We start from the raw sequence: 26,270 nt of genomic DNA, 5'->3' as shown, positions 1-26,270 counted from the left end.
AGCGCACGTCATGGGCTACGCGTTCGACTTCGGCGCGCTCGCCGGCTACACCCCCGTGCTCATGAAGGGCGTGGGGGTGACGTGCACGCTGATCGGCGTGGGCGGGGTGGCGGGGGTGGCCCTGGGCATCGCCTGCGCCTGGGTGCGCACGCAGGGGCCGCGCTGGGCGCGCCTGGCGGTGGTGGCGTACATCGAGACGATGCGCAACACCCCCTTCCTGATCCAGCTGTTCTTCATCTTCTTCGGCCTGCCGTCGCTGGGCGTGCAGATGGGCGAAATGACCGCGGCCTGCCTCGCCATGGCGCTCAACCTGGGCGCCTACAGCGCCGAGATCGTGCGGGCCGGCGTGGCCACCACGCCGCGAGGGCAGTTCGAAGCCGGCGCCAGCCTGGCGCTCACACGCCTGCAGGTGTTCCGTCACATCGTGCTGGCACCGGCGCTCAAGCGCGTCTGGCCTGCGTTGTCGTCGCAGATCGTGGTGGTGATGCTGGGCTCGGCGGTGTGTTCGCAGATCGCCGTCGAAGACCTGAGCTTCGCCGCCAACTTCATCCAGTCGCGCAACTTCCGCGCCTTCGAGGTGTACTTCGTGACGACGGCGATCTACCTGGCGCTGGCCATCGTGTTGCGCCAGCTGCTGCGGCTGGCCGGCGCGCGGCTGTTCCGGAGCCCGGGATCATGATCGAGTTCAGCCTCTGGGACATCGTTCGCAATCTGCTGCTCGCCACGCGCTGGACCGTGCTGATGTCGCTCGCGGCCTTCATCGGCGGTGCGCTGCTGGGCCTGGCGCTGCTCTTCGCGCGCACCTCCCGCGCCCCCTTGCTGCGCCGCGCGAGCTGGGCCTACATCGAGCTGTTCCAGGGCACACCGTTGCTGATGCAACTGTTTCTCGCGTTCTTCGGGCTTTCGCTGGTGGGCATCGAGGTGCCGGCCTGGGTCGCGGCGGGCGCGGCGCTGGTGCTGTGGTCGGCCGCCTACCTGGCCGAGATCTGGCGCGGCTGCGTGGAGTCGATCGCGCGCGGTCAGTGGGAAGCCTCGGCCAGCCTGGCGCTCGACCGCATGCAGCAGATGCGTTACGTCATCCTGCCGCAGGCCGCGCGCGTGGCGGTCGCGCCCACCGTGGGCTTCGCGGTGCAGATCGTCAAGAGCACCGCGCTCACCTCCATCATCGGCTTCACCGAGCTGTCCAAGGCCAGCACGATCATCACCAATGCCACCTTCAGTCCCTTCACCGTCTATGCCTGCACCGCGCTGATCTATTTCGCGCTGTGCTGGCCCCTGTCACGTCTCAGCCTGCGGCTGGAAAGGAAGTTGCATGCCTCTCATCGCTCTTGAAGACGTACGCAAAAGCTACGGCGCGAATACGGTTCTCAAAGGGGTGACCCTGCGGGTCGAGCCCGGCGAAGTGATCGCGATCATCGGCAAGAGCGGCTCGGGCAAGAGCACGCTGCTGCGGTGTATCAACGGGCTGGAAGACATCGACAGCGGCGCGGTCATGGTGGCCGACGCCAAGCTCGTGCCCGACGATCTGCACCTGCGCGCGCTGCGGCTGAAGGTGGGCATGGTGTTCCAGCAGTTCAACCTCTTCCCGCATCTGAGCGCGGGGCGCAACGTCATGCTCGCGCCCATCGTGGCGCGCAGGATGCCTGAGGCCGAGGCCGCCAGCCTGGCGCGCGACATGCTCGAGCGGGTGGGCCTGGCCCATCGCTTCGATGCCTGGCCCAGCGAGCTCTCGGGCGGCCAGCAGCAACGCGTGGCGATCGCCCGCGCGCTCGCGATGCAGCCGCTGGCGTTGCTGTGCGACGAGATCACGTCGGCGCTCGATCCCGAACTCGTCAACGAGGTGCTGGGCGTGGTGCGCAAGCTTGCCGCCGACGGCATGACGCTCTTGATGGTGACGCACGAAATGCGGTTCGCGCGCGAGGTGTGCGACCGCGTGGTGTTCATGCACGAAGGCCGCATCCACGAGCAGGGCGCGCCCGAACGCGTGTTCGGCGCACCGGTCACGCCCGAACTGCGGCAGTTCCTGGGCGTGACCGGCGCCTGACGCCGCGGCGCCTGTGCGGTCCGACCGGCGGACCGGCGCGCCGGTCGTGCGCGTGCGCGTCAGCGGCTCAGGCCGCGCGCGGCCACCGGCCAGATGGCCTCGACCACGCCGTCGCGCACGGCCACGAGCCTGTCGTGCAGATTGAAGGTGGGATCCACGTGCGAGGCCACCAGCTTGACCACCTCGCCCAGCGCCGGCGCACGCGCGCCGGCATCCACCTTGACCACGCCGTGCTCGTCGTTGGTGGCCACGTACGTGAGGCCGTCGCGTTGCCACACGCGCGGCGGGCCGCATTCGATGGTGGTGGACTTCAGGCCGGCGTCGAGCACCACGCGCTCGGGCGTGGGCGTGCTCATGACGGTGGAAAGCAGGAACAGGCTGTTGTCGAAGCGCAGCGTGTCGGACCACTGATTGGCGCCGTAGTCGCCGTCCATGAAGGCGTACGAGCCGGCCTGCAGCTCGGTGTAGACGCCGCTGGCCGCGTCGAACTCCGCGCTGCCCGTTCCGGCGCCGGTGATGCGATCCACGGCGATGCCGTGGCCGCGCAGCAGCTCCGCGTAACCGGCCGCGGTGGCCGCGGCCGATGCGCAGATGCGGGCGCGGGCTTCGCGCGTGCGCTCGTGCTGCACCGAGCCGTGGTAAGCCTGCAGACCGCCGAAGCGCAGATGCGGATCGGCCTGGGCGGCTCGCGCCAGGGCCACGACGGTCTCGGCATCGCTCGCGCCGCAGCGGCCCTGGCCCACGTCCACCTCGACCAGCACGGTGATGTGCGCGCCGGCCTGCGCCATGGCGCGCGCGATCGCGGCCAGGTTGTCGGGATGGTCGACGCACACGCTCAGCTCGGCCCGCAGCGCCAGTTGCGCCAGCAGGGCCAGCTTGGCCGGGCCCACCACTTCGTTGCTGATGTGGATGTCGCGAATGCCGGCCTGCAGGAACGGCAGAGCCTCGCTGACCTTCTGGCAGCAGATGCCGCGCGCGCCCAACGCGATCTGCCGCAGCGCGACCTCGGGGCACTTGTGCGCCTTGGCGTGTGGCCGCAGCGCCACACCGTGCGCATCGGCCCAGCGTTGCATCGCGGCCAGATTGCGCTCGAATGCGGCCAGATCGAGCATCAGCGACGGCGTATCGATGGTGTCCCAGGCATCGCCCGGCCGCGCGGGCGGCGGCAGCGGCAGGTCATCGGCGGAAGAAACAGAGGCGTGCACGGAAAACTCCTAGAACAGAAGGGGGGCGATGACCATAACCAGGACGGGGGCAACCATAACTTTGCGGGGTAGGTAGCCTCGCGTAAACGATAGCTTCGCACGAGCGGCCATCATGACAAAATTTTGCGCGTTGAAAGGCCTCCTATGGGGAGAGCCTTTGTCCCCTCCTGGAGAAGCCCTCATGCACCTCAAGACCTGGATCAAAAGCCTGACCCTCGCCGTCGCCCTCGCTGGCGCCGCCACCTCGGTACAAGCCCAGCAATTCTTCCGCATCGGCACCGGCGGCACGGCCGGCACCTATTACCCGGTGGGCGGCATGATCGCCAACGCCGTGTCCCAGCCGGGCAAGCTGATCGCCACCGCCGTCGCCTCGAACGGCTCCGTGGCCAACATCAACGGCATCGTGGGCGGCTCGCTCGAAGCGGGCTTCACGCAATCCGACGTGGCCTACTGGGCCTATACCGGCACGGGCACCTTCGAGGGCAAGCCCAAGGCTCAGGACCTGCGCCTGATCGCCACGCTGTATCCCGAAAGCATCCACCTGGTCACGCGCAAGGGCGCCGGCATCAAGTCGGTGGCCGACCTGAAGGGCAAGCGCGTGTCGATGGACGAACCCGGCTCGGGCACCCTGGTCGACGTGCGCCTGATCCTCGGCGCCTATGGCATGTCCGACAAGGACGTGAAGGCCGAATACCTCAAGCCGAACCAGGCCGGCGAAAAGCTCAAGGACGGCGGCCTGGACGCGTTCTTCTTCGTGGGCGGCGCACCGGCCGGCGCGATCTCCGAGCTCGCCTCGGGCGGCGCGGGTATCGAGCTGGTGCCGCTGGTGGGTGCCGAGATCGACGCGCTGCGCGCCAAGCAGGATTTCTTCACGCCCGACACGATTGCCGCCAACACCTATCAGGGCGTGGGCGAGATCAAGACGATCTCGGTCAATGCGCAGATGGTGACCTCGGCCAAGCAGACCGAACAGACCATCTACGACATCACCAAGGCCCTGTATAGCGACGCCACCCGCAAGACGCTCGACAGCGGTCACGCCAAGGGCAAGCTCATCACCAAGGAAAACGCGGTGAAGGGCGCCGGCATCCCGTTCCATCCGGGCGCCGAGAAGTTCTACAAGGAAATCGGCCTGCTGAAGTAAGCCGCGCGGGCGCTCGATCGCCCCCACGGTAGTCGCGCGGCTCGCCCGCGCCCCCGACGTCCGCTGCCTGGCAGCGGACGTCGCATTGCGCGGCCCCGCCGCGCGAACGGCGCAAGCTGTTCTCCTGAAGATTCCGCCATGGAAATTGATCACGAAAAGACCCAGCGGCTCGCCGAGAAATACGACGCCGAGATCCGCTTTCGCCCGCTCGACAAGACCGCGACCTGGATCATCTCGATCCTGCTCGTCACGCTGTCGATCTTCCATTACTACACCGCGGGCTTCGGCCTGCTGCGCGAGTCCACGCATCGCGGCGTGCACCTCGCCTTCGTGCTCTCGCTGATCTTCCTGGTCTTCGGCTTCTCCAAGGCGCACTACCAGCGCGAGCCGCGGTCGACCTGGTATGCGCCTGGCGGCGTGCCGCTCTACGACTGGATCATCGCCGTCGCGCTCGCGCTGAGCGTGTTGTACATCCCCTACATCTTCGATGACCTGGCGTTCCGCGTCGGCAACCCCATGCCGATGGACGTGGCGATGGGCACGATCCTGATCGTCGGCCTGCTCGAGGCCACGCGCCGTGCGATGGGCTGGCCGCTGCCCATCATCGCGCTGGTGTTCGTGGCCTACGCGGCGTTCGGCCCCTGGTTCCCCGGTTTGCTGCAGCACGCGGGCAACAGCTGGCCGCAGATCGTCAACCACATGTACCTCACCAGCCAGGGCATCTACGGCGTGGCGGTGGGTGTGGTGGCGACCTACGTGTTCCACTTCGTGCTGTTCGGCGTGCTGGCCACCCGCATCGGCCTGGGCCAGCTGTTCCTCGACGTGGCGTCCACGGTCGCGGGGCGCTATGCCGGCGGCCCGGCCAAGGTGTCGGTGTTCGGCTCGGCCATGTTCGGCATGCTGTCGGGCTCATCGGTGGCCAACGCCGTGACCGTGGGCTCGCTGACCATCCCCGCGATGATCCGCATCGGCTACCCGCGCCACTTCGCGGCGGGCGTCGAGGCGGCCTCGAGCACGGGCGGTCAGATCACGCCGCCCATCATGGGCGCGGCCGCGTTCCTGATGATCGAGTTCCTGGGCATCCCGTATCAGCAGATCGCGATCGCCGGCATCTTCCCGGCCTTCCTGTACTTCTTCGGCATGTTCGTGCAGGTGCACTTCGAGGCCAAGCGCGAGGGCCTGCGCGGCCTGACCGAAGCCGAAATGCCGCGACTGAAGGAATCGTTCAAGAAGCGCTGGCCGACGCTGATTCCGCTCGTGTTGCTGGTCGGCGTGCTGGCCAGCGGCCGCACGCCGTATCTCGCGGCGTTCGCCGGCATCACGGGCTGCATCGTGGTGGGCCTGCTCAATCCGTTCCAGCGCCTGAAATGGCGTGACCTCTACGAAGCCTTCGAAACCGGCGCGAAGTACGCGCTGGCGGTCGGTGCGGCGGCCGGCACGGTGGGGTTGGTCATCGGCGTCGTCACGCTCACCGGGGTGGGCTTCAAGATCTCGTTCATCGTGATCAGCGCGGCCCAGGCGATCTCCGGCGGCCTCGGTGCCGTCATCCCGGATGTCGTGGCCAACGCGCAGACGCTCACGCTCATCGCCGCGCTGGTCATGACCGGCATCGTGTGCGTGCTGATGGGCTGCGGTGTGCCCACGACCGCCAACTACCTGATCATGGTGACGGTGGCCGCGCCGATCCTGGTGCAGCTCGGCGTACAGCCCATCGCCGCGCACTTCTTCGTGTTCTATTTCGGCATCCTGGCCGACATCACGCCCCCGGTGGCGCTTGCCGCCTATGCGGCGGCGGGCATGGCCGGCAGCGACCCGTTCAAGACCGGCAACACCGCGTTCAGGCTGGGTATCACCAAGCTGATCGTGCCGTTCGTGTTCGTGTTCTCGCCGTCGCTCCTGATCTCCGTGCAGGGCTTCACCTGGTACGACTTCTTCGTGACGTTGTTCGGCTGCATGGTGGGCCTGGTGTTGCTGTCGGCGGCCTTCTCGCGCTACTTCCTGGTGCTGATGAAATCGTGGGAACGCTGGGTGTTCACGCTGGGCGCGTTGCTCACCATCATGCCCGGGGTGACCAGCGGGTTGGTGGGGCTGCTCATCAGCACGCCGGTGTTCATCAACCAGTATCGCCAGCTGCGCCTGGCGCGGGTCGCGCCCGCCTGACGCCCGCGCCGGCCCCGCCCCGGTCGCCGGGCTGCCGCGCGATTGAGCGGTGGGCCGTGGGCGGTGGGCGGCTGGGCGGCTGGGCGACAAGCGGCCACGGACCGGCCCTCCGCAGCGCAGCCCGGCAATCGGGGCCGCAGCCCAAAAGCTGCGGCCCTTTTTTATCGAGAGGAGGGGTCGCGCATGACCAATAACACCGTGCCGCGGGCGCAACGTTCAGGGGAAATCCCCTCGGGGGACGCGGTTGCCGCGGTCCGGGTTTCGGCGTACAGTAAAATCACGTTTGCTGGTCTGCCGATATGCGGGCCGACTGTGCAAACAGGCACCCTGAAGCGCCATATGTTCGATATCCTGGTTTATCTGTTCGAGAATTACTACACGCCGCAAGCCTGTCCTGCGGCCGACGTGCTGGCAAAGCGCCTCGCCGCTGCCGGCTTCGAGCACGAAGACATCGACGACGCGCTGGGCTGGCTCTACGGGCTGGCCGAAACCACCGAGCGTTGCGTCGAGCTCGCTCAGGCGCCCGTCACCGGTACCCGCATCTACACCGATGCCGAGTACCAGCAGCTCGGGACCGATTCGATCGGCTTCATCACCTTCCTCGAGACCGCCGGCGTGCTGCCCGCACCGCTGCGCGAGATCGTGATCGACCGCGCCCTGGCCTCGCCCGAAGCGCCGGTGTCCCTCTCCAAGATCAAGATCATCGCGCTGATGGTCCTCTGGAGCCAGGAAGCCGAGATCGACAACCTGGTGCTCGAAGAGCTGCTCGACGACGAAGCCGGCCGCCGCCTGCATTGAGCAGGGCGTCCACGCCCGCCCGCGCCGTCCGTGATCGTCACGTCATCCGCCGCCACGCGCGGTTCCGCTGTCCCCTATGTCGGGCGCTTCGCGCCCAGCCCGAGCGGCCCCTTGCACGAGGGATCGCTCGTGGCCGCTCTCGCGAGCTGGCTCGACGCCCGCGCGCACGCGGGCCGCTGGTTGCTGCGCATCGAAGACGTGGACACGCCGCGCACCGTCCCGGGCGCCGATCAGGTCATCATGGATCAGCTGCGCGCGCTGGGGCTGCACTGGGACGGTGAGGTCTGGTGGCAATCGCAGCGTTTCGACGCCTATCAGGCCGCCTTCGACGCGCTTGCCGAGCGCGGCCTGATCTATGGCTGCGGCTGCACCCGTCGCGAAATCGCCGACTCGGCCCTGCGCGGGCCGGCCTCGGCCGATGGCGAGCGCCCCTATGCCGGCACCTGCCGCCACGGCCTGGCGCCCGGCCGCAGCGCGCGGGCGTACCGTGTGCGCGTGCCCGACGGCGTGGAAGCCTTCGAGGATCGCTGGCTCGGTCCGCAGACGCAGGATGTCGCGCGCGCCGTCGGCGACTTCGTGTTGCGGCGGGCCGATGGCCTGTGGGCCTACCAGCTCGCGGTGGTGGTGGACGACGCCGCGCAGGGCGTCACCGATGTGGTCCGCGGGGCCGACCTGCTGTCATCGACCGCGCGTCAGCGCGTGCTGTGCCGGCTGCTGGAGGTGCCCATGCCGCGCATGATGCACGTGCCGCTCGTGACCGATCCGGCATCCGGGCTGAAGCTCTCGAAACAGAACAACGCGCCCGCGCTCGACCTGGCCGATCCCCTGGCCACGCTGCAGCGCGCCTGGCAGCGCCTGGGTTTCGAGGCCATCTCGGCCACCAGCGCCGGGGATTTTCTTGCGCGTGCCCAGGCGCCCTGGCGCACGCGCTTCCCGCGCTGATCAGAGCGGCTTCAGGTCCTTGTCGAGCATGCGCACCAGCAATGCGGTGCCGCTGCCGTCGTAGCGCACTTCGCCGAAGCGCGCGGCCTCGTAGCGGGGCGCCTCGCCCTCGGGGAAGAAATACGCGTCGGTCACGATGCGCACCCCCATCGGCCGCACGCGATATCGCAGCACGATCTCGTCCTGGGCCGACGGCGCCTTGCCGTCCTGCACGCGCAGCACCTGCGCCACGCCGCGATCGTCGGCCTTGAGCACCACATAGCCGTCGGTGCGCAGCAGCCCGCCCGGCGCCTGCGTCTCGGAGGCGGGCAGATCCCCGCGCAGGCGGTACACGTCGTCACCGGCGGCAAAACGCAGTGCCATGTAATCGCCCTGCATGATCGAACGCGGGTCCACCGGCGCCAGCGCCAGGATGGCCACGCGACCCTGCGCCAGCAGCTGTTCCCGCTGCCAGATGCCGTAGTTGGTCAGGCCGAGCACCAGCACCAGGCCGCCAAGGATCACGGCGCTGCGCCAGCGCAGCCCGCCGGGAATGGGCCCGCGCGGCGCGAGCGGCGCGGGGGCCGTGCGCATCCAGCGCGGCAGCAGCCACACCAGCAGCCGCATCACCAGCAGCAGGCCGGCCGCGCCTGCCAGCCAGATCGCCTTGTCCAGCAGCGGCACATCGAGCTGGTAGTAATAGAACATCAGGTAGCTCAGCATGGCGAGCACGCCGAACACCGTCAGACGCGGTTTGTTCAGGCCGAAGCCCAGCAGGAGCCACGTGAGGGCGAAGGCGATACCGGGACTGGGCAGCCAGAACAACGCCAGCACCAGCAGACCCAGCGGCACGCCGAACACCAGCGCGCGCGTCAGCACGCGCCGACGCGGCCACAACACCCACAGCGCCGCGATCACGGGCAACAGCGCGCCCGCGAGACTCAGGATGGCCGTCTGCGGATGCAGGCTCCAGAGCGACGGAAACTGCCGCAGCGCCACGCCGCCGGCCTGCCAGACCACCGCCTGCACGGCGATAACGAGCGCCCAGCCCATGGGGTCGAGCACATGCGAGCGCCGCTTGAAATGCCGGTCGGCGCAGAAGGCGACCGCGGCCCACCACGCGCCGATCACCGTGACCGGCAGCCAGATGAACGTGGCGCGCAGCATGTCGAACGCGAAAAACAGTTCGATCATGCCGTCGCCCATCACGTTCGGGCGCAGCGCCTCCCACAGCAGACCGGTGCCGCCGAACGCCATGATCCAGGTGCTCAGGAAGCGCAGCAGATGATCGGGGGCGGCCACGTAGATCACGGCGCCCAGCACCAGCAGCGCCAGGCAGGCGCCCGAGAACGAGGTGCTCTCGCTCAGGCCGTACATGATCATGATCTGGCCGGCGAAGGCGGAGGCGATCGCGCATTGGCGCCAGAAGGGGCCCGCTTCGGTGCGCAGCACCGCCACGCCGCCCGCGCACAACACCAGGCCCACGACCAGGGCGCCCTCGGCGCTCATGACGATGCCCGACAGCGCAAGGAAAGCCAACAGCAGCAGGGTGGAAATCCAGGCCGACAAGCCGAGCAGGCCCTGGATGTACCACGGGGAACCGGCATGGGCGTCGTCCGGGCTGTCCGAGAGCGCGATGACCGGGGCATCGGCCGCGGCCGGTTCGACGGCCAGGCCGGCCGATTCGCCGGCGGGCTCGGCGTCGGCGGCGGTCGCCAGCGCGGCATCCGCGGCGACGGCGGGATCACGCACCACGCCGCCGGCAAGAGGCGCGGGCGCGCGCTGGGCCAGCCGGCGCAGCCAGCGCGCCGCCCAGACCGCCTCGGCCATCAGCAGGCCTGCCAGCGGCAACAGGGCCCACACGCCGGGCTCCAGCCGCACCAGCCACTCGCCCACCATGCGCAGCGACACACCGATCACGCCGGCCGCCAGGACGGCCAGAATGACCAGGTCCAGGCGCACCCGCTGATAGTAGTAGCCGAGGCCGCCGGTGATGGCGAGCCAGGCCAGCAGGATGTACATCGTGTGGCGCGAGCGCAGGCCCAGGAACAGATCGCCCAGGATCAGGCCCGACACCAGCACGCCCACGGCCAGCAGGACCAGCACGCGCGGCCCGACCTTGGTGCTAAGGTGATGGCGGCGCGCAGCGAGCTCCCAGCCCGCCAGCAGCACCAGATTGAGCAGGGCCATGACCAGGCTGGGGAAGCCGGCGCCGTCGAACGTGGTCCACCAGGAAAACACCTGTTCGCCCAGCCAGAGTGCCACCGCCAGGTTGAGCACCAGCACCCACAAGAGCCAAAGCACCTGGCTGGCGGCGGCGAGGCACCACGGAATCAGCAGGGCCGCCCAGAGGGCGAAGAGTTCCCACGTGTCGGCCCCGGTCTGGTAGGTTTGACCCACGAGGGCGAGCAGGGCGCCCAGGAACAGCCCTGAGAGTGTCAGGACGGCGCCGGCGACCCGGCGCCGGGTATCGGGGACGGCTCGAAGCCGTAGCCGCAGCCAGAGGGCCGCCAGCGTCGAGACGATCAGCAGGCCCTGCGCCAGCGCGAAACGCTGTGTCGTCGAGAGGCCCTGCCAGTTTGCTGCAACGCCACAAACCACGGCGCTGCCCAGGAGCAAAACGCCCAGCCAGAGGGTGGTTCGCGCAAGAAATCCGCGCCAGGCGTGCAACTCCGATCCCGCGTGTCCATTGGTGCCGACTTGCATCTCGCGAATCTCCCCTCTTATCATCCGCGCTACTACGGCGGGACTGCCGCCACTGGAAACACATGAACAAAACGCTGATTATTGCCGAGAAGCCCTCGGTAGCCCTCGATATATCACGCGCCCTGGGAGGCTTTGCGCGCGAGGGCGACTATTTTGAAAGCGAACGTTACGTGCTCGCGTCCAGCATCGGGCATTTGCTCGGTCTCGTCGCGCCTAACGATCCGGTCAAGGGAAAGTGGAGCTTTACGCACCTGCCCGTGATTCCGCCCGCTTTCGAACTGGGTCCGACCGACAAGCGATCGGCCGAACGGCTCAAGCTGCTCGTCAAGCTCGTCAAGCGCAAGGACGTCGATGCGATCATCAACGCCTGTGACGCGGGACGCGAGGGCGAGCTGATCTTCCGCTACATCGTCCAGTACGCGGGCGTGAACAAGCCGATCCAGCGCCTGTGGCTGCAATCCATGACCCAGGCGGCCATCCGCGAGGCCTTCGCCAACCTGCGCGACGACAGCCAGCTCAAGCCGCTGGAGGCCGCCGCACGTTCGCGCGCCGAAGCCGACTGGCTGGTGGGCATCAACGGCACGCGCGCCATGACGGCCTTCAACAGCAAGGACGGCGGCTTCTTCAAGACGCCGGTGGGCCGGGTGCAGACCCCGACGCTGGCGATCGTGGCCGAACGCGAAAGCCGCATCCGTGCCTTCGTGCCGCGCGACTACTGGGAAGTGCATGGCACCTTCGTGGCCGCCGCGGGCCTGTACCAGGGCCGCTGGATCGACCCCGACTTCAAGAAAGACGAGCGCGACCCCGAGAAGCGCGAATCGCGCCTGTGGTCGCTCGCGGCCGCGCAGAGCGTGGTCGCGGCCTGCCGCGATCAGCCGGGCGCCGTCTCCGAAGAATCCAAGCCGTCCACGCAGATGTCGCCGGCGCTGTACGACCTGACGTCGTTGCAGCGCGAGGCCAACGGCCGCTTCGGCTTCTCTGCCAAGACGACCCTCGCGCTGGCGCAAACGCTGTACGAGCGCCACAAGGCCCTGACCTACCCGCGTACCGATTCGCGCTACCTGCCCGAGGACTACATCGCCACGGTGCGCGAAACCATGCAGGTGCTGGCCAAGGGCGGCTCCAATGCCGTGGGCGGGCTGGCGCGTCACGCCTCCACCGTGGTGGAGCAGCAGTGGGTCAAGCCGAACCGCCGCATCTTCGACAACAAGAAGGTCTCGGATCACTTTGCCATCATTCCCACGCTGCAGGTGCCGCACGACCTGAGCGAAGCCGAAGGCAAGCTCTACGACCTGGTCCTCAAGCGTTTCCTGGCGGTGTTCTTCCCGCCGGCCGAGTTCCGCGTCACCACCCGCATCACCGAAGTTCAGGGCCATCGCTTCAAGACCGAAGGCAAGGTGCTGGTATCGCCGGGCTGGCTGTCGGTCTACGGCAAAGAAGCCCAGGGCGAAGACGCCAATCTGGTGCCGGTGGCGCAAGACGAGCGCGTGCGCACCGAAGATGTCGAGGCCGTCGGCCTGAGCACCAAGCCGCCGGCGCGCTACAACGAAGCCACGCTGCTGTCCGCCATGGAAGGCGCCGGCAAGCTGGTCGACGACGAAGAATTGCGCGAGGCGATGTCCGAGCGCGGCCTGGGCACGCCTGCCACGCGCGCGGCGATCATCGAAGGCCTGCTCAACGAAAGCTATCTGCGCCGCGAAGGCCGCGACCTGGTGCCCACCGCCAAGGCGCGCCAGCTCATGACGCTGCTGTCGGGCCTGGACGTGACCGAACTCACCTCGCCCGAACTCACCGGCGAGTGGGAACACAAGCTCAAGCAGATCGAGCAGGGCGCGCTCGACCGCGAGGCCTTCATGCGCGAGATCGCGCAAATGACGCAGGTGATCGTCAAGCGCGCGAAGGAATACGAGCGCGACACGGTGCCCGGCGACTACGCCACCCTCAAGACGCCGTGCCCGAAGTGCGGCGGCGTCGTGAAGGAAAACTACCGCCGTTACGCCTGCACCAACTGCGATTTTTCGATCGGCAAGCATCCTGGCGGCCGCACCTTCGAGATCCCCGAGGTCGAAGAGCTGCTGGCCAAGCGCGAGATCGGTCCGCTGCAAGGCTTCATCAGCAAGATGGGCCGTCCGTTCGCGGCCATTCTGCGCATCAGCGGTGAAGACAAGCTCGAGTTCGACTTCGGCCAGAACGACGAAGAAGACAACGAGCCCGTCGACTTCAGCGGCCACACCACCGTCGGCCCGTGCCCCAAGTGCCAGGCGCGCGTGTTCGAACACGGCATGAGCTACGTCTGCGAGAAATCGGTCGGTCCCGAAAAGACCTGCGACTTCCGCTCGGGCAAGGTCATCCTGCAACAGGAGATCTCGCGCGAACAGATGAGCAAGCTGCTCGAGGCCGGTCGCACCGACCTGCTCGACGGCTTCGTGTCGAGCCGCACCAACCGCAAGTTCAAGGCGTTCCTGGTGCGCCAGCCGGATGGCAAGGTGGGCTTCGAGTTCGAGCCGCGCGGCGACAAGCCGGCGCGTCCGGGCAAGACGGCCGGCAAGACCGCGACCAAGACCGCGACTAAAACCGCCACCAAGACCGCCGCGAAGAAGGCGCCGGCCAAGAAGGCGGCCGCCAAGAAAACGACCAAGACGGCGGCCAAGAAAACCGCGACCAAGGCGGCCACTAAGACGGCCACCAAGGCAGCCACCAAGACCGCGGCCAAAACCGCGGTCAAGAAGGCAGCAGCCAAGAAAACCGTCTGATTGCTGTGCACGCGCATCGGCGCGCCGGGCCTTCGGGCCGGGCGCGCCGATTTTTTTTGCGCCGCGCGCACGACCGATGCCGCCGCGGCATCGGCCGCCGCGGCACCGGCCGCCGCGGCTCCGGCCGCCGCGACATCGACCCATTGGCATCGGCCGCCGCGACGCCGAACGCGGCTGCGTGTGAGGTCGCGGCCGATGCCGCGGCCACCGTCATGCGAGGCGGTCGCTGTCCGATTTTTGGCAAGGGATCCGTGCGCCCCGACGCGCGGCGCGTGCGCCGGCCCGTGGACAGCGTGGCGAAGATTTTGGCCCTCGCGCCCGGCCTGCGGTATCGTTGCCGTCAAACGGCTTCTCTACAACGACACTCGTCGAGGATGACATGACTTTTCGCTTGCCCCCGCATGGCGCCCAGCGGCGCCGCCTGCTGGCCATGGGCGCCGGTGCCGCCGGCCTCATCCTCGCCCCCGCGCTCCGCGCCCAACCCCGTCTCACCCGCGTAGCCTATGGCCAGGGCAGCATTGACCCCTTCTTCGCCGCCGGCTATGTCGCGCTGAAGAAGGGCTTCTTCGAAGCCGGTGGCCTCGACGTCGAATACCTCAACTCGCAAAGCGGCCCCCGCACCAATCAGCTGCTGGCCGCCGGCCAGATCGTGTTCGGCGCGACCGCCGCCACCGCCGCGCCCGCGCTCACGCTCGCGGGCAAGCCGGCCGCGCTGGTGTTCGGCTTCGATCGCAAGCTCACGTATGCCAACGTGATCGTGCGGCGCGAAGACTACGAGAGCGGCAAGGTGCGCGAGATCAAGGATCTCGCGGGCAAACGCATGGGCGCGACGCAACCGCAGTCCAGCACCTGGCTGATGGCCAAATACCTCACCGAAAAGGCCGGCGTGGGCGACCGCGTCGACATCCGGCCGCTCGGCGACCTGGCCACCATGCTGGGCGCGCTCAAGACCGGCTCGGTGTCCGCCAGCATGGCCACAATGTCCATGATGGAACAAGCCCAGGCCGAGGGCTGGGGCGTGCCGATCTTCGACGCCACCGCCGACGCCACGTGGCAGTCGTTCATGGGTGGCGATGTGCCCGGCATCGCCGCGCTGGCGCTGCGCGAGACCATCGAGAAGCGGCCCGAAGTCGTGCAAGGCTTCGTGAGCGGGCTGGTCACGGCCCAGGCGTTCATCAATGCCCATAGCGCGGCCGAGGTCACCGAGCTGATCTACGCCGACTACCTCTCTGCCTTCGCGCGTCCCGCCGTCGAGAAGACGATCGGCGTGTATCAGCAGTCGGTGTTCCTCAAAGACAACATCATCACGCCCGAGGCCTACGGCCGCATGACCGGCATCATGGGCGATGGCCGCCAGTTCTCCAACGAAGAGCTGAAAAAGGCGCCGTACGAGACCTGCGTCGACATGCGCTTCGTGCGCCAGGCCCGTGGCGGCTGACCCCGTGCCGGCCATGATCACGCTGGAACACGTCGGCAAGGTCTATCACAGCCGGCAGGGCACGACGCATGCCGTGGGCGATGTCAGCCTCGACATCGCCCAGGGCGAATTCGTGTCCATCGTCGGCCCCTCGGGCTGCGGCAAGAGCACGCTGCTCAATATGATCGCGGGCTTCTTCGCGCCCAGCGCCGGCAGCATCCGCGTCGACGGCAAGCCCGTCAGCGGCCAGGTGCCGCCCGCGCTGGGATACATCTTCCAGAAAGACACGCTGCTGCCCTGGTACACCGTCGCGAAGAACGTCGCGCTGGGCCTGCGCTTCCAGGGCGTGCCGGAAGCGCGCATCGCCCCGCGCGTGCGCGAGCTCCTCGAACTCGGCCATCTGAGCGACTTCGCGCAGGCGTATCCGCATCAATTGTCGGGCGGCATGCGCCGGCGCGTGGCGCTGCTCATGAGCCTGGCCGTGGAACCGCGCATCCTGCTGCTCGACGAGCCCTTCGGTGCGCTCGACACTCACACCAAGACCCACCTGCACCGCGAGCTCTCCGAGATCTGGCGCAAGCTTGGCCAGACCGTGGTCATGGTGACCCATGATCTGGACGAGGCCATCACGCTGTCGGATCGCGTGATCGTGCTGTCGGGCACGCCCAGCCAGGTGCTGCTCGACGAGCGCATCACGATCCCGCATCCCCGCGATGTGTTCACGCTGCGCGAGACGGCGCAGTTCACTGCCCACGTGCAGAGTCTCTGGGCCGTGCTGGGCCAGCAGTTCCGCGCGGCGGCCTGAGCCTTATGTCCAATCCCGATCTCTCGCATTCCGCCACGATGTCGTTGCAGGCGCAACTGCGTGCCGACCGCCAGCAGGCGGCCCGGCGCCGCCTGCGCGTGACCTTCTGGCAGCTCGCCATCCTCGCCTGTCTGCTCGGCGCCTGGGAAGGCCTCACGCGCATTCCGTGGTTCGTACAGAACACGCTGTTCGATCCCTTCTTCATCAGCCAGCCCTCGCGCGTGGCCGTGCGGCTCTGGCAGTGGGTTCAGCCCGGACCGCAGTCGGTCTGGCCGCACCTGTGGCTCACCCTGCAGGCCACCATGGTGGGCCTGGTCGTGGGCGTGGGCAGCGGTTTCGCGGTGGGCCTGGCCCTGTCGCGCAATCAGTTTCTGGCCGACGTCTTCAATCCCTACATCGTGGCCTTCAACTCGATGCCGCGCATCGCCTTCGTGCCGCTCATCACGATGTTCTTCGGCCTGGGCCTGGCGTCCAAGGTCGTGACCTCGTGGTTCGTCGTGTTTTTCCTGGTGTTCTTCAACACCTACAAGGGCGGGCGCAGCGTGGAGCGCGAGCTGGTGGACTTCTGCCGCACGCTCGGCGGCTCGCCGCGCCAGATTCTGTGGCGTGTGCGCATTCCGACCGCGGCCGCCTGGACCTTCGCGGCGCTGCCCAACGCGATCAGCTTCGCGCTCATCGGGGTGGTGCTCGCCGAGTTCGTGGGGTCCACCACCGGCATGGGCTACCTGATGATCACGGCCCTGGCCACCCTCAATGCCACCGACATGTTCGCGGCCGTCACGCTGCTGTCCATCGTGGGCATCGTGCTGGTTTATGGTGTCACCTGGTTAGAGCGTAGACTCTTGCATTGGGCTCCCGAGTTCCGCCAATAGTCTGCCTCGGCCCGCACCCGTCCGTCCCCGCCTTTCTTCGTCTCGATCCGTCATGCCCGCAGCCGCCACCGACTCGTCCTTCCTGCAACAGTTTTCGCTCGCGGGGAGGGTGGCGCTCGTCACCGGCTCGGCGCGCGGATTGGGCTGGTGCATCGCGCAGGCGCTGGCCGAGTCGGGCGCGCACGTGCTGATCAACGGCCGCAACGGCGCGGCCGTCGAGGCGGCTGTCGCAGCGTTGCGTGAGCGGGGTCTGGCCGCGGGCCCGGCCGTGTTCGATGTGGCCAACGACGACGCCGTCGAGGCTGCCTTCGCCGCGATCGACCGCGACCATGGCCGGCTCGACATCCTCGTCAACAACGTCGGCGCGCGCAACCGCAAGAGCCTGGCGGACGCCAGCCCCGCGGAAGTGCGCGAGCTGATCGAGACCGATCTGGTGGCGGGCATTCTGATCGCACGCCAGGCCGCCGCCCGCATGACGCGTCACGGCTACGGCCGCCTGATCGCCATTACGTCGGTGGTGGGCGAGCTGGCCCGCCGCGGCGATGCGATCTACCCCGCGGCCAAGCAGGGCCTGACCGGCATCATGCGCGCGCTGGCCCTCGAGCACGGCGCGCAGGGCATCACCAGCAACGCGATCGCCCCCGGCACCTTCGCCACCGAAACCAACGCCGCCATGGTGGCCGACCCGAACATCGGGCCGGTCGTGGCGGCACGCAATCCCACGGGCCGCTGGGGCCGCCCGGAAGAGATCGCCGGCGCGGCGGTCTTCCTGGCGTCGCCCGCGGCCTCGTATGTCAATGGTCACGTGCTCGTCGTCGACGGAGGTCTATCCGTTCAGTTCTGAGCCCGTACCGCGCCGGCCTCGCCGGCATCACGGTCTGCATGCCGGCCCGAGGAGACAAAGCCCGTTGCCGCGCCAAGACCGGGCCATGCATGCATGGCCGCGTTTGTTTCGCTGTCGCTTTGTCCAATTATTCTCATAGAGGTGGTCCAGCATGAAGCAGCACTTTATCGACAACCGGTCCGTGGCGGGATCCTCCGGTGAATCGATCCCGGTGATCGATCCGTCCACCGGCGAGACCTTCGATCAACTGGCGCGTGGCACGGCCGCCGACATCGACGTCGCGGTGCAGGCTGCGCGCCGCGCCTACGACGGCGCCTGGGGCAAGCTGAGCGCGGCCGAGCGCGGCCGCCTGATGCTCAAGCTGTCGCTCAAGATCCTCGACCACCACGACGAGCTCACGCAGATCGAGTCGCGCGATTGCGGCAAACCGGTGAAGCAGGCCCGCGCCGACGTCACCGCCGTGGCGCGCTATTTCGAGTTCTACGGCGGCGCGGCCGACAAGCTGATGGGCGAGACCATCCCGTATCAGGCGGGCTATACCGTGCTGACGCTGCGCGAGCCGCACGGCGTGACCGGCCACATCGTGCCCTGGAACTACCCGCTGCAAATCTTCGGCCGCAGCATCGGCGGCGCGCTGGCCGCCGGCAATGCCTGCGTGGTCAAGCCCGCCGAAGACGCCTGCCTTTCGATCCTGCGCGTGGCCGAGCTGGCCGCCGAGGTCGGCTTCCCGGCCGGCGCGCTCAACATCGTGACCGGCTATGGCCATGAGGCGGGCGACGCGCTCACGCGCCACCCGGGCATCGATCACATCTCATTCACGGGCTCGCCGCGCATCGGGGTGCTGGTCACCCAGACCGCCGCCGAACGGCACGTGCCCGTCACGCTCGAGCTCGGCGGCAAATCGCCGCAGATCGTCTTTGCCGACGCGGATCTCGATGCGCTGGTGCCGGTGGCGGTGAACGCGATCGTGCAGAACGCCGGCCAGACCTGCTCGGCGGGCAGCCGCCTGCTCATCGAACGCAGCATCTACGACAAGCTCATGGATCGCCTCGCCACGGCATTCTCCGCCCTGCGCACGGGTGCCGGCTCGGCCGACCTGGATTGCGGTCCGCTGATCCGCCATACGCAGCTCGAACGCGTGCAGCGCTTCCTGCGCGACGCCGAGGCCGAAGGTATCGCCAAGGTCGCGCAGGGTCAGGTCGCCGACGACGCGCCCAAGGGTGGCTTCTATCAGCCGCCCACGCTGCTGGGCAACGTGCCGGTCGATCATCGTCTGGCACAGGAAGAAATCTTCGGGCCGGTGCTCGTGACGATCCCGTTCGACGACGAGGCCGATGCCGTGCGCATCGCCAATGCCACCGAATACGGCCTCGCGGCCAGCGTCTGGACGCGCGACGGCGCGCGCCAGCTGCGGGTCGCGCGCAAGGTGCGCAGCGGCCAGGTGTTCATCAACAACTACGGCGCGGGCGGCGGTGTCGAGCTGCCCTTCGGCGGCGTGAAGGCCAGCGGCCACGGGCGCGAGAAGGGCTTCGAGGCGCTGTACGCGTTCACGGTGCTCAAGACGGTCGCGATCAAACACGACTGAGCGACGCCAGCCACACAGCCCCGCCCCCCGCGGGGCTGTTTCATTCGGGCGGGCGGTCTCAAGGGCATAATGCGTCCCCATGACCTTGCCACGCCCCTCGTCCGTCCGCACCCGCCTCGCCGCCTGGCGCACCGCGCTGGCCGCCATGTTGCTCGCCACCGGTCTCGGCCTGCTCGGACCCCAGGCGCGGGCCTTCGACATCGGCGAGGTGGTCAACCACGCCCGCCTCTCGTCGTATCCGATGCGCGCGCCCGAGGTGCTCGTGAGCGGCAGCGCGGGGCGCGACGGCGCCGAGCTGGTCACGCGGTTCGGCAATCTGCTGTATGTCTACAACTACCGCGGGCCGGGCGCCAGCGCCACGCTGCAGTCGCGCTCGCAGGCCCTGGTCATTCCTCCCGAACAACTGCACGGCGCCGCCGGCGAGTCGCTCGATGTCGGCCTGCTCGGCCCGTTTCCCGATCGCAGCCACTGGCTCGGCTACCGTCCGCGGGGCTCGAGCCAGGACCTGGGATATGCGTTCTATGTGGCGCCCGACGGCACGGCCGCGCGCGTGGAACGGCGGCCGGCCGACCTGACGCTGTACGTGCCCGCGGCCTGGGACGACGCCGCGCGCGGCCAGGCACTCGCCGCGGCGCGCACCCGTCTGTACGGGGCAGGCTCCCTGGCAACGCGTGTCGTGGCGGTGCCCGCCGTCGATGCCGAAGCGACCTTCGCGCGCCTGCACGAGGCCGCGGCCAACACGCCGCGGCGCGACCGCGCGGCCTTCGCTCCGCGCCTGGCCGAACTCTCGGCGTTCGCCGCCACCATCGACCTACGCGATCTCGACCCGCAGCAGCGCGATCCCGCCACCCTGACGCGCATCAACGATCTGGGCTTCTGGCTGGGCGAAGCGAGCCAGCTGTCGTCGGCACCCAGCGCGCAGGCGTCGGCCGATGCGGCGGCCGCCGACGCGGCGGCCGCCGATGCGGTGCTGAGCGAAGTCCTGCGGCGCGACCCCGCGCGGGAACCCGCCTACCTGAACCGGGCCGATGCCCGCATGCAGCGTTCGCGCGGCATGCGCGACGCGGCGCTGCGCGACTACTACGCCAGCGAGGCGCGCGAAGACTACCGCCGCTATTGCAGCCGGCGCCTGGCCGCGGGCCAGACCGTGCCCTCCAATATCGCCGAGCGCATCACCCGCGCGCTCGACGTGAAAGCCGTGGACGCCGCTGCCTGCCGGCCGCGCCACGTGCTGCACGCCGCCATCGCGGCGGGCGACCGTGCCGAAGTGCAGCGACAGCTGCAACGGGGTCAGGATCCCGCCGAACCCGATTCTCACGGCCGTGTCCCGCTGCTGCTCGCCGTGCGTCAGAACCACCCCGACATCGTGCGCGACCTGCTCGCGGCCGGGGCGAAGCCGGTGTCCCTCCAAGGCACGTCGCTGCTGCCCTCCGCGCTGCCGCCCGCCGGCCCCGCGGGACTCTCCGACGCGCACTACGACATCGCCCGGCAGCTGCTCGCGGCCGGCGCCGAGATCGACAGCCGTGACAACGACGGCAACACGTTGTTCATGCAACGCGTGCGCTACAGCGCGCGCAATCGCGGCACGATCGAATTCCTGGTGGAGCAGGGCGCCGACCTCGGCGCACGCAACAAGCGCGGCGAAAGCGCGCTGCAGGCCGCGCTGCTCTCGGCCGAGACCCGCTGGCTGGTCGACCTGATGTTCGCGCGCGGCGTCAGCCCCGACACCGCCTACATCCAGCTGTATTACGGAGCCCGGCCCGTGTGGCTCACGCCGCTCCAGGCCCATCTGCGCGAATACCCGGGCCCGCTCGCACCCGGCAAGACGCCGCGCGTGCCGCCGGCCGTGACGCTGCTGCTGGACCACGGCGCCGACGTCTCGCTGGGCGGGCTGGGCGCGGCGGACAAACAGGTGCCCCGCAACGGCCTGCAGGCCGCGCTCGAGTCCGCCGCGATGCATGCCTCGCCGGCATTGATCGCCCAACTGCGCGAGCGTGCGCAGGCACCCTTCGAAGCGCTGGATTCGCAGCCGCTGCAACGCGTGCTGCGCAACTGGAACGATGCGCGCCGCGAGGCGGCACGGGACGGCAACGCCCCCGAGTGGGATGCCGTCTACGCACAGTGGCGCGCCACGGCGCTGGCGCTGCGCGAGGCCGGCGTGCCGCTGCAGGACACGCGCACGTCCGTCGAGGCCATGCGCTACCGCCTGCCGCCGCTGGCCGTGCCGTGGCTGCCCGACGAGCTCTATGCCCAGTGGCTGAACGAAGGCGCGGACCCGGCCGAACGCGCGGGAGTGGAAGTCTCGAACCTGGGCCTCCCCTGGCCGGCGGCACTGCCGCTGCTCAACATGATGCAGCTCGGCCAGGATGCCAAAGTGGATCTGCTCCTGGCGCAGGCGGCGCGGATGGTGCGTGATCCGGTGCGCTGCGGCGCGACGGTGGCCGACATGATGGCGTGGCAGGTGGCGCAGGACGGACCGCTCGGCCCCGCGCAGGCGCGTGCGCAGACGCGCGTGCTGGACGCGGCGCGTGCCGCGCCCTCGTGCGATCTGGAGCAACGCGCCGCGCTGCGCGGCTACGAAAAGGAAACCGCCCGCACGCTGCTGGCGCGGGCGGGTGTGACGTGGCGTTGAGCGAAGCCTGTCACGGGCGCCAGCGCCTCGTGGCCGGTGCGTGGCGCACCGCTGGCCGCGCGCCGCTGGCCGCGCGCCGTTAGTTACGCGCCGTTAGTTACGCACCGTTAGTTACGCGGCGTCCGCACGCTGCTGGCCGCGCGCGTTTCACGCGGTGTCGTCTTCGTACCAGTTATCGGCCGACAACATCATGCGGTGATGGCCCACGCCCGCCGGCATCATCGGGAAGCAGTTTTCCTGGGCCGTGACGGTCACGTCGAGGAAGTACGGGCCGTCGTAGGCCAGGCAAGCCTCGAGCGCCGCATCGAGTTCGTCGGGATGCTCGACGCGCGCCGCGCCCCAGCCGAAGGCCTTGGCGAGCGCAACGAAATCCGGCAGCGAGGCGTTGTAGCTATGGCTGTAGCGCCCGCCATGGATGAGTTCCTGCCACTGGCGCACCATGCCCATGTAGCCGTTGTTGCACAACACCACCTTGACCGGCACGTCGTGCTGCATGGCGGTGGAGAGCTCCTGGATGTTCATCAGCACCGACGCATCGCCGCTCACGCACACCACGGTGCGATCCGGATGCGCGACCTGCGCGCCGATCGCGGCCGGCACGCCATACCCCATCGTGCCCGCGCCACCCGAGGTGAGCCACCGGCCCGGCGCATCGAAACGCAGGTATTGCGCGGCCCACATCTGATGCTGGCCCACGTCGGTGGACACGATCGCATCGCGATCGGCCAGCGCGGCGTTCAGGCGCGACATCAGGTGTTGAGGCAGGATGGCATCGGCAGCGGGCTCGTAGGCCAGGCAATCGCGGGCGCGCCAGGCATCGACGCGGCGCCACCAGTCGGCGAGACGCTCGGCAGGCAGCGGCACGTCGCGCAGCTCATCCTGCAGCGCCTGCACCAGCGTGAGGCAGTCGCCCACCAGCGCGGCGTCCACGCGCACCACCTTGTTGATGGACGCCGGATCGATGTCGAGATGCACCTTGCGCGCATGCGGGCAGAACTCGGCCAATTTGCCGGTGATGCGGTCGTCGAAGCGCGCGCCCACGCAGACCACCAGATCGGCGTTGTGCATGGCCAGGTTGGCTTCGAGCGTGCCGTGCATGCCCAGCATGCCGACGAACTGCGGGTCGGAGGCGGGGAACGCGCCCAGGCCCATCAGCGTGAGCGTGCACGGCGCGCCCGTGGCGCGCACGAGTTCGGTAAACGCGGCACATGCGGCCGGGCCGGAGTTGATCAGGCCGCCCCCGCCATAAAACACGGGCCGGCGGGCCTGCGCGATCAGCGCGGCCGCGCGGCGCACGGCGCCGGCCGGCACGCGGGCGGCGGCCTTGCCGCTCTGACGCCGCGCCCGCAGCGCCGCCAGTTGGCCACGGGCGAGCGCGCCGGCTTCGTCCTGCGGATCCACGGCAGGGGAGGCGAGCTGCACATCCTTGGGGAAGTCGATCAGCACGGGCCCCGGACGGCCCTGGCGCGTCAGCCCGAAGGCGCGGCCCACCACGGTCGCCACGTCATCGACGCTGCGGATCTGCGTATTCCACTTGGTGACCGAGCGCGAGATCCCGATGGCGTCGCACTCCTGGAAGGCGTCGGTGCCGATGGCGGCGGTGGCCACCTGACCGCTCACGCACAACACCGGGATCGAATCGCACATGGCGTCGAGCAGGCCCGAGGTGGTGTTGGCCATGCCCGGGCCCGAGGTGACGAACACCACGCCGGGCCGGCCGGTGGTGCGCGCATAGCCCTCGGCGGCGTGCACGGCGGCCTGCTCGTGGCGCACCAGCACGTGCCGCAGCCGCGGCTCGGCATACAGTGCGTCGTAGAGCGGCAGCACTGCGCCGCCGGGATAGCCGAATACGGTATCGACACCCAGCTCGATCAGGGTATCGAGCAGAATGCGGGCGCCATTGAGCGGGCGCTCGACCGCCGTGGCGGGGGAGTCAGAGGCCTCGGCGGGGTCGAGGGCGGCAAGGGCGTGGCTGTGCAGACGATCATTCATGTTGACCATCTTAGGGGGATATTAGAAGAATTTTTATCTTCTTTTCCATGAAATCCCCCGATCCGCAGTAAATTGACCTTTTGATTCGCGGATTCAAAGAAAAATGCACCTCGACAAGTTCGACCTCGCCATTTTGCGTGCCCTGCAGGACAACGCGCGGGCCAGCCTGAACGAGATCGGCGCGGCCGTGGGCCTGTCGTCCACGCCGTGCTGGAACCGCATCAAGCGCATGGAAAGCGCGGGCGTGATCCGCGGCTACACGGTAGACCTCGATCCGGCCAAGCTCGGTTACACGGATACGGTCATCGTGCATGTCACGCTGGAGAGCCACAGCGAAGAAACGCTGTACGAATTCGGCCGCGCGCTCGCCGACATTCCCGAGGTACTCGAAGCCTTCCTGGTGTCGGGCGACTACGACTACTACATCCGCATCGCGGTGCGCGACACGCGCGACTACGAACGCCTGTTGCGCCAGCGGCTCTACCGCATTCCCGGCATCCGCCACAGCAAATCCTGCTTCGTGCTGCGCAGCCTGAAGGAAACCCGCCTGCCGCTGCTCGAGCCGCCCACCGCACCGGCGGCCTGAACGCGCCGGCTGCGGCAAACGACAGCGCGGCGGCAGCGATCGAGGGGCGCTTATCTGCCGCGCCGATTATGACAACGCGTGACGCGGACGCGCCGATATAATGGCGCGCTTGTGCGGTCGCCACGAGCGATCGCGACCTGCGCCACACACGCGCCCCATGCGCGGCGCGCCCCTCGAGTCCATCGCCCATGACCACCGAGAGCATCAAACCCTGGCACGTCGTGCGCCGCTCGAAACTGCACGGCAACGGCGTGTTCGCCGCCCGCAAGATCCCCGCCGGCACCCGCATCATCGAGTACGGTGGCAAGCGCATCAGCGCGGCGGAGGCCGATCGGCGCCACCCCACCAATCCCGATGATCCTTTCCACACGTTCTTCTTCTCGTTGAGCTCCGGCAAGGTGATCGATGGCGGCGACGAAGGCAACGATGCCCGCTGGATCAATCACTCCTGCGAGCCCAACTGCGAGTCGCAGGAGGGCACGCACGGCAAGCGCGTCTATATCGTCGCGACGCGTGACATCCCGCGCGGCCAGGAGCTCTTCTACGACTACGGGCTGGTGCTCGACGGCAAGATCACCAAGTCCCTCAAGGAAGGCTACAAGTGCCTGTGCGGCGCGCCGTCGTGCCGTCACACCATGCTGGCCCTGCCCAAGAAGAAGAAAAAGAAAAAGCAGGCCGAGGCCGCGGCGGACGCCGCCGAGTAAGCACGCCCCCGCCCCTCGCGCCGACGCGGTTATTGCAGCCGCGGCGCGGCAGCGGCGTACAATGGCCCCAGCCGCGACACATCGCGGTCATGCAGTACGTCTTCAGGGCGGGGCGAAACTCCCCACCGGCGGTAGGCCGCGCAATGCGGCGAGCCCGCGAGCGCCCGGCACGATCCTCACGGATCGCGCCGGGGTCAGCAGATCTGGTCAGATGCCAGAGCCGACGGTCACAGTCCGGATGAGAGAAGATGTGCCGGCACAAGAATCCCTTGCGGACGGCGGCTTGCCGTGCGCGAGCCATTGCGTCGGCTGTCATGTAGCCCTGAAACGTTTTTCGCCCTTTTCCTTTTAGCGAGAGCGTTTCAATGTCCCACCCCCAAGGTAATACCCCCAGCCCCCTGTACGCGCAGCCGTTTTCCATCCGGCTCGAACGCGCGCTGCAGCATCTGCGCATCGGGCGTCCCGTGATTCTCATGGACGACTTCGACCGCGAAAACGAAGCCGATCTGATCGTCGCCGCCGACAAGCTCACCGTGCCGGTGATGGCGCAGCTCATCCGCGACGGCAGCGGCATCGTCTGCCTCTGCCTGCCCGGCGAAACGCTCGATGCCCTCGAGCTGCCCGCCATGGTCACGCGCAACCAGAGCCGCTACAGCACGGCATTCACGGTGTCGATCGAGGCACGCGAAGGCGTGAGCACCGGCGTCTCTGCGCTCGACCGCGTCACCACGATTCGCGCCGCCATCGCGCCCGACGCGCAGCCGACGGATATCGTGAGCCCTGGCCATGTGTTTCCGTTGCGCGCGCAACCGGGCGGCGTGCTGACGCGCCGTGGCCATACCGAAGGCTCGGTGGACCTCGCGGTGCTGGCGGGTCTGCGGCCGGCCGGCGTACTGTGCGAACTGATGAATCCGGACGGCACGATGATGCGTGGCGCCGCGCTCGAACGCTACGCGGCCGCACAGGGCCTGGTGGCGCTGACCATCGCCGAGCTCGTCGAGTACCTGGGCGCACGGGCCGAGCAGGGCGCCGACGCCCGGCAGGCCCTGGCGGTCTGATCCGAGCGATTCGTGTGAACCTGCCGGCGCGGCGCGCCGGCAGG

General features: G+C 68.7%; 20 protein-coding genes and 1 riboswitch. Of the genes, 17 read left to right on the top strand and 3 right to left on the bottom strand.

The window, feature by feature from the left end; genetic code table 11:
- Window positions 1-10: 10 nt before the first annotated feature.
- Genes CAL25_RS01330 through CAL25_RS01320 form a run of 3 tightly spaced genes read left to right on the top strand, consistent with a single transcriptional unit; the run spans window position 11 to window position 2,044 of the window.
- The gene (locus CAL25_RS01330; protein WP_094798139.1) at window positions 11-679 is read left to right on the top strand and encodes an amino acid ABC transporter permease; all 669 of its coding nucleotides are present in this window, start codon (window positions 11-13) and stop codon (window positions 677-679) included.
- Window positions 676-1,332, top strand: coding sequence for an amino acid ABC transporter permease (locus tag CAL25_RS01325; protein WP_094798138.1), 657 nt, complete (start codon window positions 676-678; stop codon window positions 1,330-1,332). The genes CAL25_RS01330 and CAL25_RS01325 overlap by 4 nt, the downstream gene beginning before the upstream one ends.
- A complete protein-coding gene (locus CAL25_RS01320) occupies window positions 1,313-2,044 on the top strand; it encodes an amino acid ABC transporter ATP-binding protein (RefSeq protein ID WP_094798137.1) in 732 nt (243 codons plus the stop codon). Before CAL25_RS01325 ends, CAL25_RS01320 begins: the two co-directional genes overlap by 20 nt.
- Window positions 2,045-2,103: 59 nt before the next feature.
- Here the strand turns inward: CAL25_RS01320 and CAL25_RS01315 are convergent, their stop codons facing one another.
- Window positions 2,104-3,249, bottom strand: coding sequence for a DSD1 family PLP-dependent enzyme (locus CAL25_RS01315; protein ID WP_283162753.1), 1,146 nt, complete (start codon window positions 3,247-3,249; stop codon window positions 2,104-2,106).
- 181 nt (window positions 3,250-3,430) lie between these two features.
- Between CAL25_RS01315 and CAL25_RS01310 the strand changes: the two genes are divergently transcribed.
- The 4 genes from CAL25_RS01310 to gluQRS all read left to right on the top strand — a co-directional run bounded on the left by CAL25_RS01310 (window position 3,431) and on the right by gluQRS (window position 8,293).
- The gene (locus CAL25_RS01310; RefSeq protein ID WP_094798136.1) at window positions 3,431-4,393 is read left to right on the top strand and encodes a TAXI family TRAP transporter solute-binding subunit; all 963 of its coding nucleotides are present in this window, start codon (window positions 3,431-3,433) and stop codon (window positions 4,391-4,393) included.
- 138 nt (window positions 4,394-4,531) lie between these two features.
- A complete protein-coding gene (locus CAL25_RS01305; protein WP_094798135.1) occupies window positions 4,532-6,553 on the top strand; it encodes a TRAP transporter permease in 2,022 nt (673 codons plus the stop codon).
- Window positions 6,554-6,892: 339 nt separating this feature from the next.
- The gene (locus tag CAL25_RS01300; protein WP_094798134.1) at window positions 6,893-7,351 is read left to right on the top strand and encodes a DUF494 family protein; all 459 of its coding nucleotides are present in this window, start codon (window positions 6,893-6,895) and stop codon (window positions 7,349-7,351) included.
- Between the two features lie 30 nt (window positions 7,352-7,381).
- Window positions 7,382-8,293: a tRNA glutamyl-Q(34) synthetase GluQRS gene (gene gluQRS, locus CAL25_RS01295; protein ID WP_094798133.1), complete on the top strand. Its 912-nt coding sequence runs from the start codon at window positions 7,382-7,384 to the stop codon at window positions 8,291-8,293.
- Here gluQRS and CAL25_RS01290 read toward each other — a convergent pair whose 3' ends face one another.
- Entirely contained in the window at window positions 8,294-10,978 is a 2,685-nt protein-coding gene (locus tag CAL25_RS01290; RefSeq protein ID WP_094798132.1) for a GDYXXLXY domain-containing protein, read from the bottom strand. It abuts the gene before it with no gap.
- 62 nt (window positions 10,979-11,040) lie between these two features.
- Here CAL25_RS01290 and CAL25_RS01285 point away from each other — a divergent pair, with 62 nt between their 5' ends.
- The 7 genes from CAL25_RS01285 (at window position 11,041) to CAL25_RS01255 (ending at window position 21,886) form a co-directional block, all read left to right on the top strand.
- Window positions 11,041-13,731 carry a DNA topoisomerase III gene (locus CAL25_RS01285; protein WP_094798131.1) on the top strand — a complete coding sequence of 897 codons (2,691 nt, stop codon included), beginning with the start codon at window positions 11,041-11,043 and terminating at the stop codon, window positions 13,729-13,731.
- Window positions 13,732-14,110: 379 nt separating this feature from the next.
- Window positions 14,111-15,169 (top strand): ABC transporter substrate-binding protein, encoded by a 1,059-nt coding sequence (locus tag CAL25_RS01280; RefSeq protein WP_094798130.1) that lies wholly within the window; start codon window positions 14,111-14,113, stop codon window positions 15,167-15,169.
- Between the two features lie 13 nt (window positions 15,170-15,182).
- Window positions 15,183-15,953, top strand: coding sequence for an ABC transporter ATP-binding protein (locus tag CAL25_RS01275; protein WP_094798707.1), 771 nt, complete (start codon window positions 15,183-15,185; stop codon window positions 15,951-15,953).
- 38 nt (window positions 15,954-15,991) lie between these two features.
- Entirely contained in the window at window positions 15,992-16,825 is an 834-nt protein-coding gene (locus CAL25_RS01270) for an ABC transporter permease (protein WP_094798706.1), read from the top strand.
- Between the two features lie 52 nt (window positions 16,826-16,877).
- Entirely contained in the window at window positions 16,878-17,669 is a 792-nt protein-coding gene (locus CAL25_RS01265) for an SDR family oxidoreductase (protein WP_094798129.1), read from the top strand.
- 151 nt (window positions 17,670-17,820) lie between these two features.
- Entirely contained in the window at window positions 17,821-19,254 is a 1,434-nt protein-coding gene (locus CAL25_RS01260) for an aldehyde dehydrogenase family protein (protein ID WP_094798128.1), read from the top strand.
- Between the two features lie 79 nt (window positions 19,255-19,333).
- Window positions 19,334-21,886 (top strand): ankyrin repeat domain-containing protein, encoded by a 2,553-nt coding sequence (locus CAL25_RS01255; RefSeq protein ID WP_094798127.1) that lies wholly within the window; start codon window positions 19,334-19,336, stop codon window positions 21,884-21,886.
- Window positions 21,887-22,033: 147 nt separating this feature from the next.
- Here the strand turns inward: CAL25_RS01255 and ilvB are convergent, their stop codons facing one another.
- Window positions 22,034-23,887, bottom strand: coding sequence for a biosynthetic-type acetolactate synthase large subunit (ilvB, locus tag CAL25_RS01250; protein WP_094798126.1), 1,854 nt, complete (start codon window positions 23,885-23,887; stop codon window positions 22,034-22,036).
- A gap of 94 nt (window positions 23,888-23,981) precedes the next feature.
- Between ilvB and CAL25_RS01245 the strand changes: the two genes are divergently transcribed.
- The 3 genes from CAL25_RS01245 to ribB all read left to right on the top strand — a co-directional run bounded on the left by CAL25_RS01245 (window position 23,982) and on the right by ribB (window position 26,226).
- Window positions 23,982-24,464 (top strand): Lrp/AsnC family transcriptional regulator, encoded by a 483-nt coding sequence (locus CAL25_RS01245; protein ID WP_094798125.1) that lies wholly within the window; start codon window positions 23,982-23,984, stop codon window positions 24,462-24,464.
- Window positions 24,465-24,652: 188 nt separating this feature from the next.
- Window positions 24,653-25,168, top strand: coding sequence for an SET domain-containing protein (locus CAL25_RS01240; protein WP_094798124.1), 516 nt, complete (start codon window positions 24,653-24,655; stop codon window positions 25,166-25,168).
- A 94-nt stretch (window positions 25,169-25,262) separates the two neighbouring features.
- A riboswitch (FMN riboswitch) is annotated at window positions 25,263-25,422 on the top strand.
- 111 nt (window positions 25,423-25,533) lie between these two features.
- Window positions 25,534-26,226: a 3,4-dihydroxy-2-butanone-4-phosphate synthase gene (gene ribB, locus CAL25_RS01235; protein ID WP_094798123.1), complete on the top strand. Its 693-nt coding sequence runs from the start codon at window positions 25,534-25,536 to the stop codon at window positions 26,224-26,226.
- Window positions 26,227-26,270: the final 44 nt, after the last annotated feature.

Origin of the sequence: Bordetella genomosp. 5 (assembly GCF_002261315.1) — a bacterium.
Lineage (GTDB): Bacteria > Pseudomonadota > Gammaproteobacteria > Burkholderiales > Burkholderiaceae_B > Bordetella.
Note: the sequence above shows the minus strand (reverse complement) of the source record. Positions and strands in the feature narration are given on the sequence as shown.

Bases quoted from the DNA above. Each gene is read 5' to 3' on its own strand.
- CAL25_RS01330 (WP_094798139.1), top strand. From the start codon at position 11: ATGGGCTACGCGTTCGACTTCGGCGCGCTCGCCGGCTACACCCCCGTG.
- CAL25_RS01325 (WP_094798138.1), top strand. From the start codon at position 676: ATGATCGAGTTCAGCCTCTGGGACATCGTTCGCAATCTGCTGCTCGCC.
- CAL25_RS01320 (WP_094798137.1), top strand. From the start codon at position 1,313: ATGCCTCTCATCGCTCTTGAAGACGTACGCAAAAGCTACGGCGCGAAT.
- CAL25_RS01310 (WP_094798136.1), top strand. From the start codon at position 3,431: ATGCACCTCAAGACCTGGATCAAAAGCCTGACCCTCGCCGTCGCCCTC.
- CAL25_RS01305 (WP_094798135.1), top strand. From the start codon at position 4,532: ATGGAAATTGATCACGAAAAGACCCAGCGGCTCGCCGAGAAATACGAC.
- CAL25_RS01300 (WP_094798134.1), top strand. From the start codon at position 6,893: ATGTTCGATATCCTGGTTTATCTGTTCGAGAATTACTACACGCCGCAA.
- CAL25_RS01290 (WP_094798132.1), bottom strand. From the start codon at position 10,978: ATGCAAGTCGGCACCAATGGACACGCGGGATCGGAGTTGCACGCCTGG.
- CAL25_RS01285 (WP_094798131.1), top strand. From the start codon at position 11,041: ATGAACAAAACGCTGATTATTGCCGAGAAGCCCTCGGTAGCCCTCGAT.
- CAL25_RS01280 (WP_094798130.1), top strand. From the start codon at position 14,111: ATGACTTTTCGCTTGCCCCCGCATGGCGCCCAGCGGCGCCGCCTGCTG.
- CAL25_RS01275 (WP_094798707.1), top strand. From the start codon at position 15,183: ATGATCACGCTGGAACACGTCGGCAAGGTCTATCACAGCCGGCAGGGC.
- CAL25_RS01270 (WP_094798706.1), top strand. From the start codon at position 15,992: ATGTCGTTGCAGGCGCAACTGCGTGCCGACCGCCAGCAGGCGGCCCGG.
- CAL25_RS01265 (WP_094798129.1), top strand. From the start codon at position 16,878: ATGCCCGCAGCCGCCACCGACTCGTCCTTCCTGCAACAGTTTTCGCTC.
- CAL25_RS01260 (WP_094798128.1), top strand. From the start codon at position 17,821: ATGAAGCAGCACTTTATCGACAACCGGTCCGTGGCGGGATCCTCCGGT.
- CAL25_RS01255 (WP_094798127.1), top strand. From the start codon at position 19,334: ATGACCTTGCCACGCCCCTCGTCCGTCCGCACCCGCCTCGCCGCCTGG.
- ilvB (WP_094798126.1), bottom strand. From the start codon at position 23,887: ATGGTCAACATGAATGATCGTCTGCACAGCCACGCCCTTGCCGCCCTC.
- CAL25_RS01245 (WP_094798125.1), top strand. From the start codon at position 23,982: ATGCACCTCGACAAGTTCGACCTCGCCATTTTGCGTGCCCTGCAGGAC.
- CAL25_RS01240 (WP_094798124.1), top strand. From the start codon at position 24,653: ATGACCACCGAGAGCATCAAACCCTGGCACGTCGTGCGCCGCTCGAAA.
- ribB (WP_094798123.1), top strand. From the start codon at position 25,534: ATGTCCCACCCCCAAGGTAATACCCCCAGCCCCCTGTACGCGCAGCCG.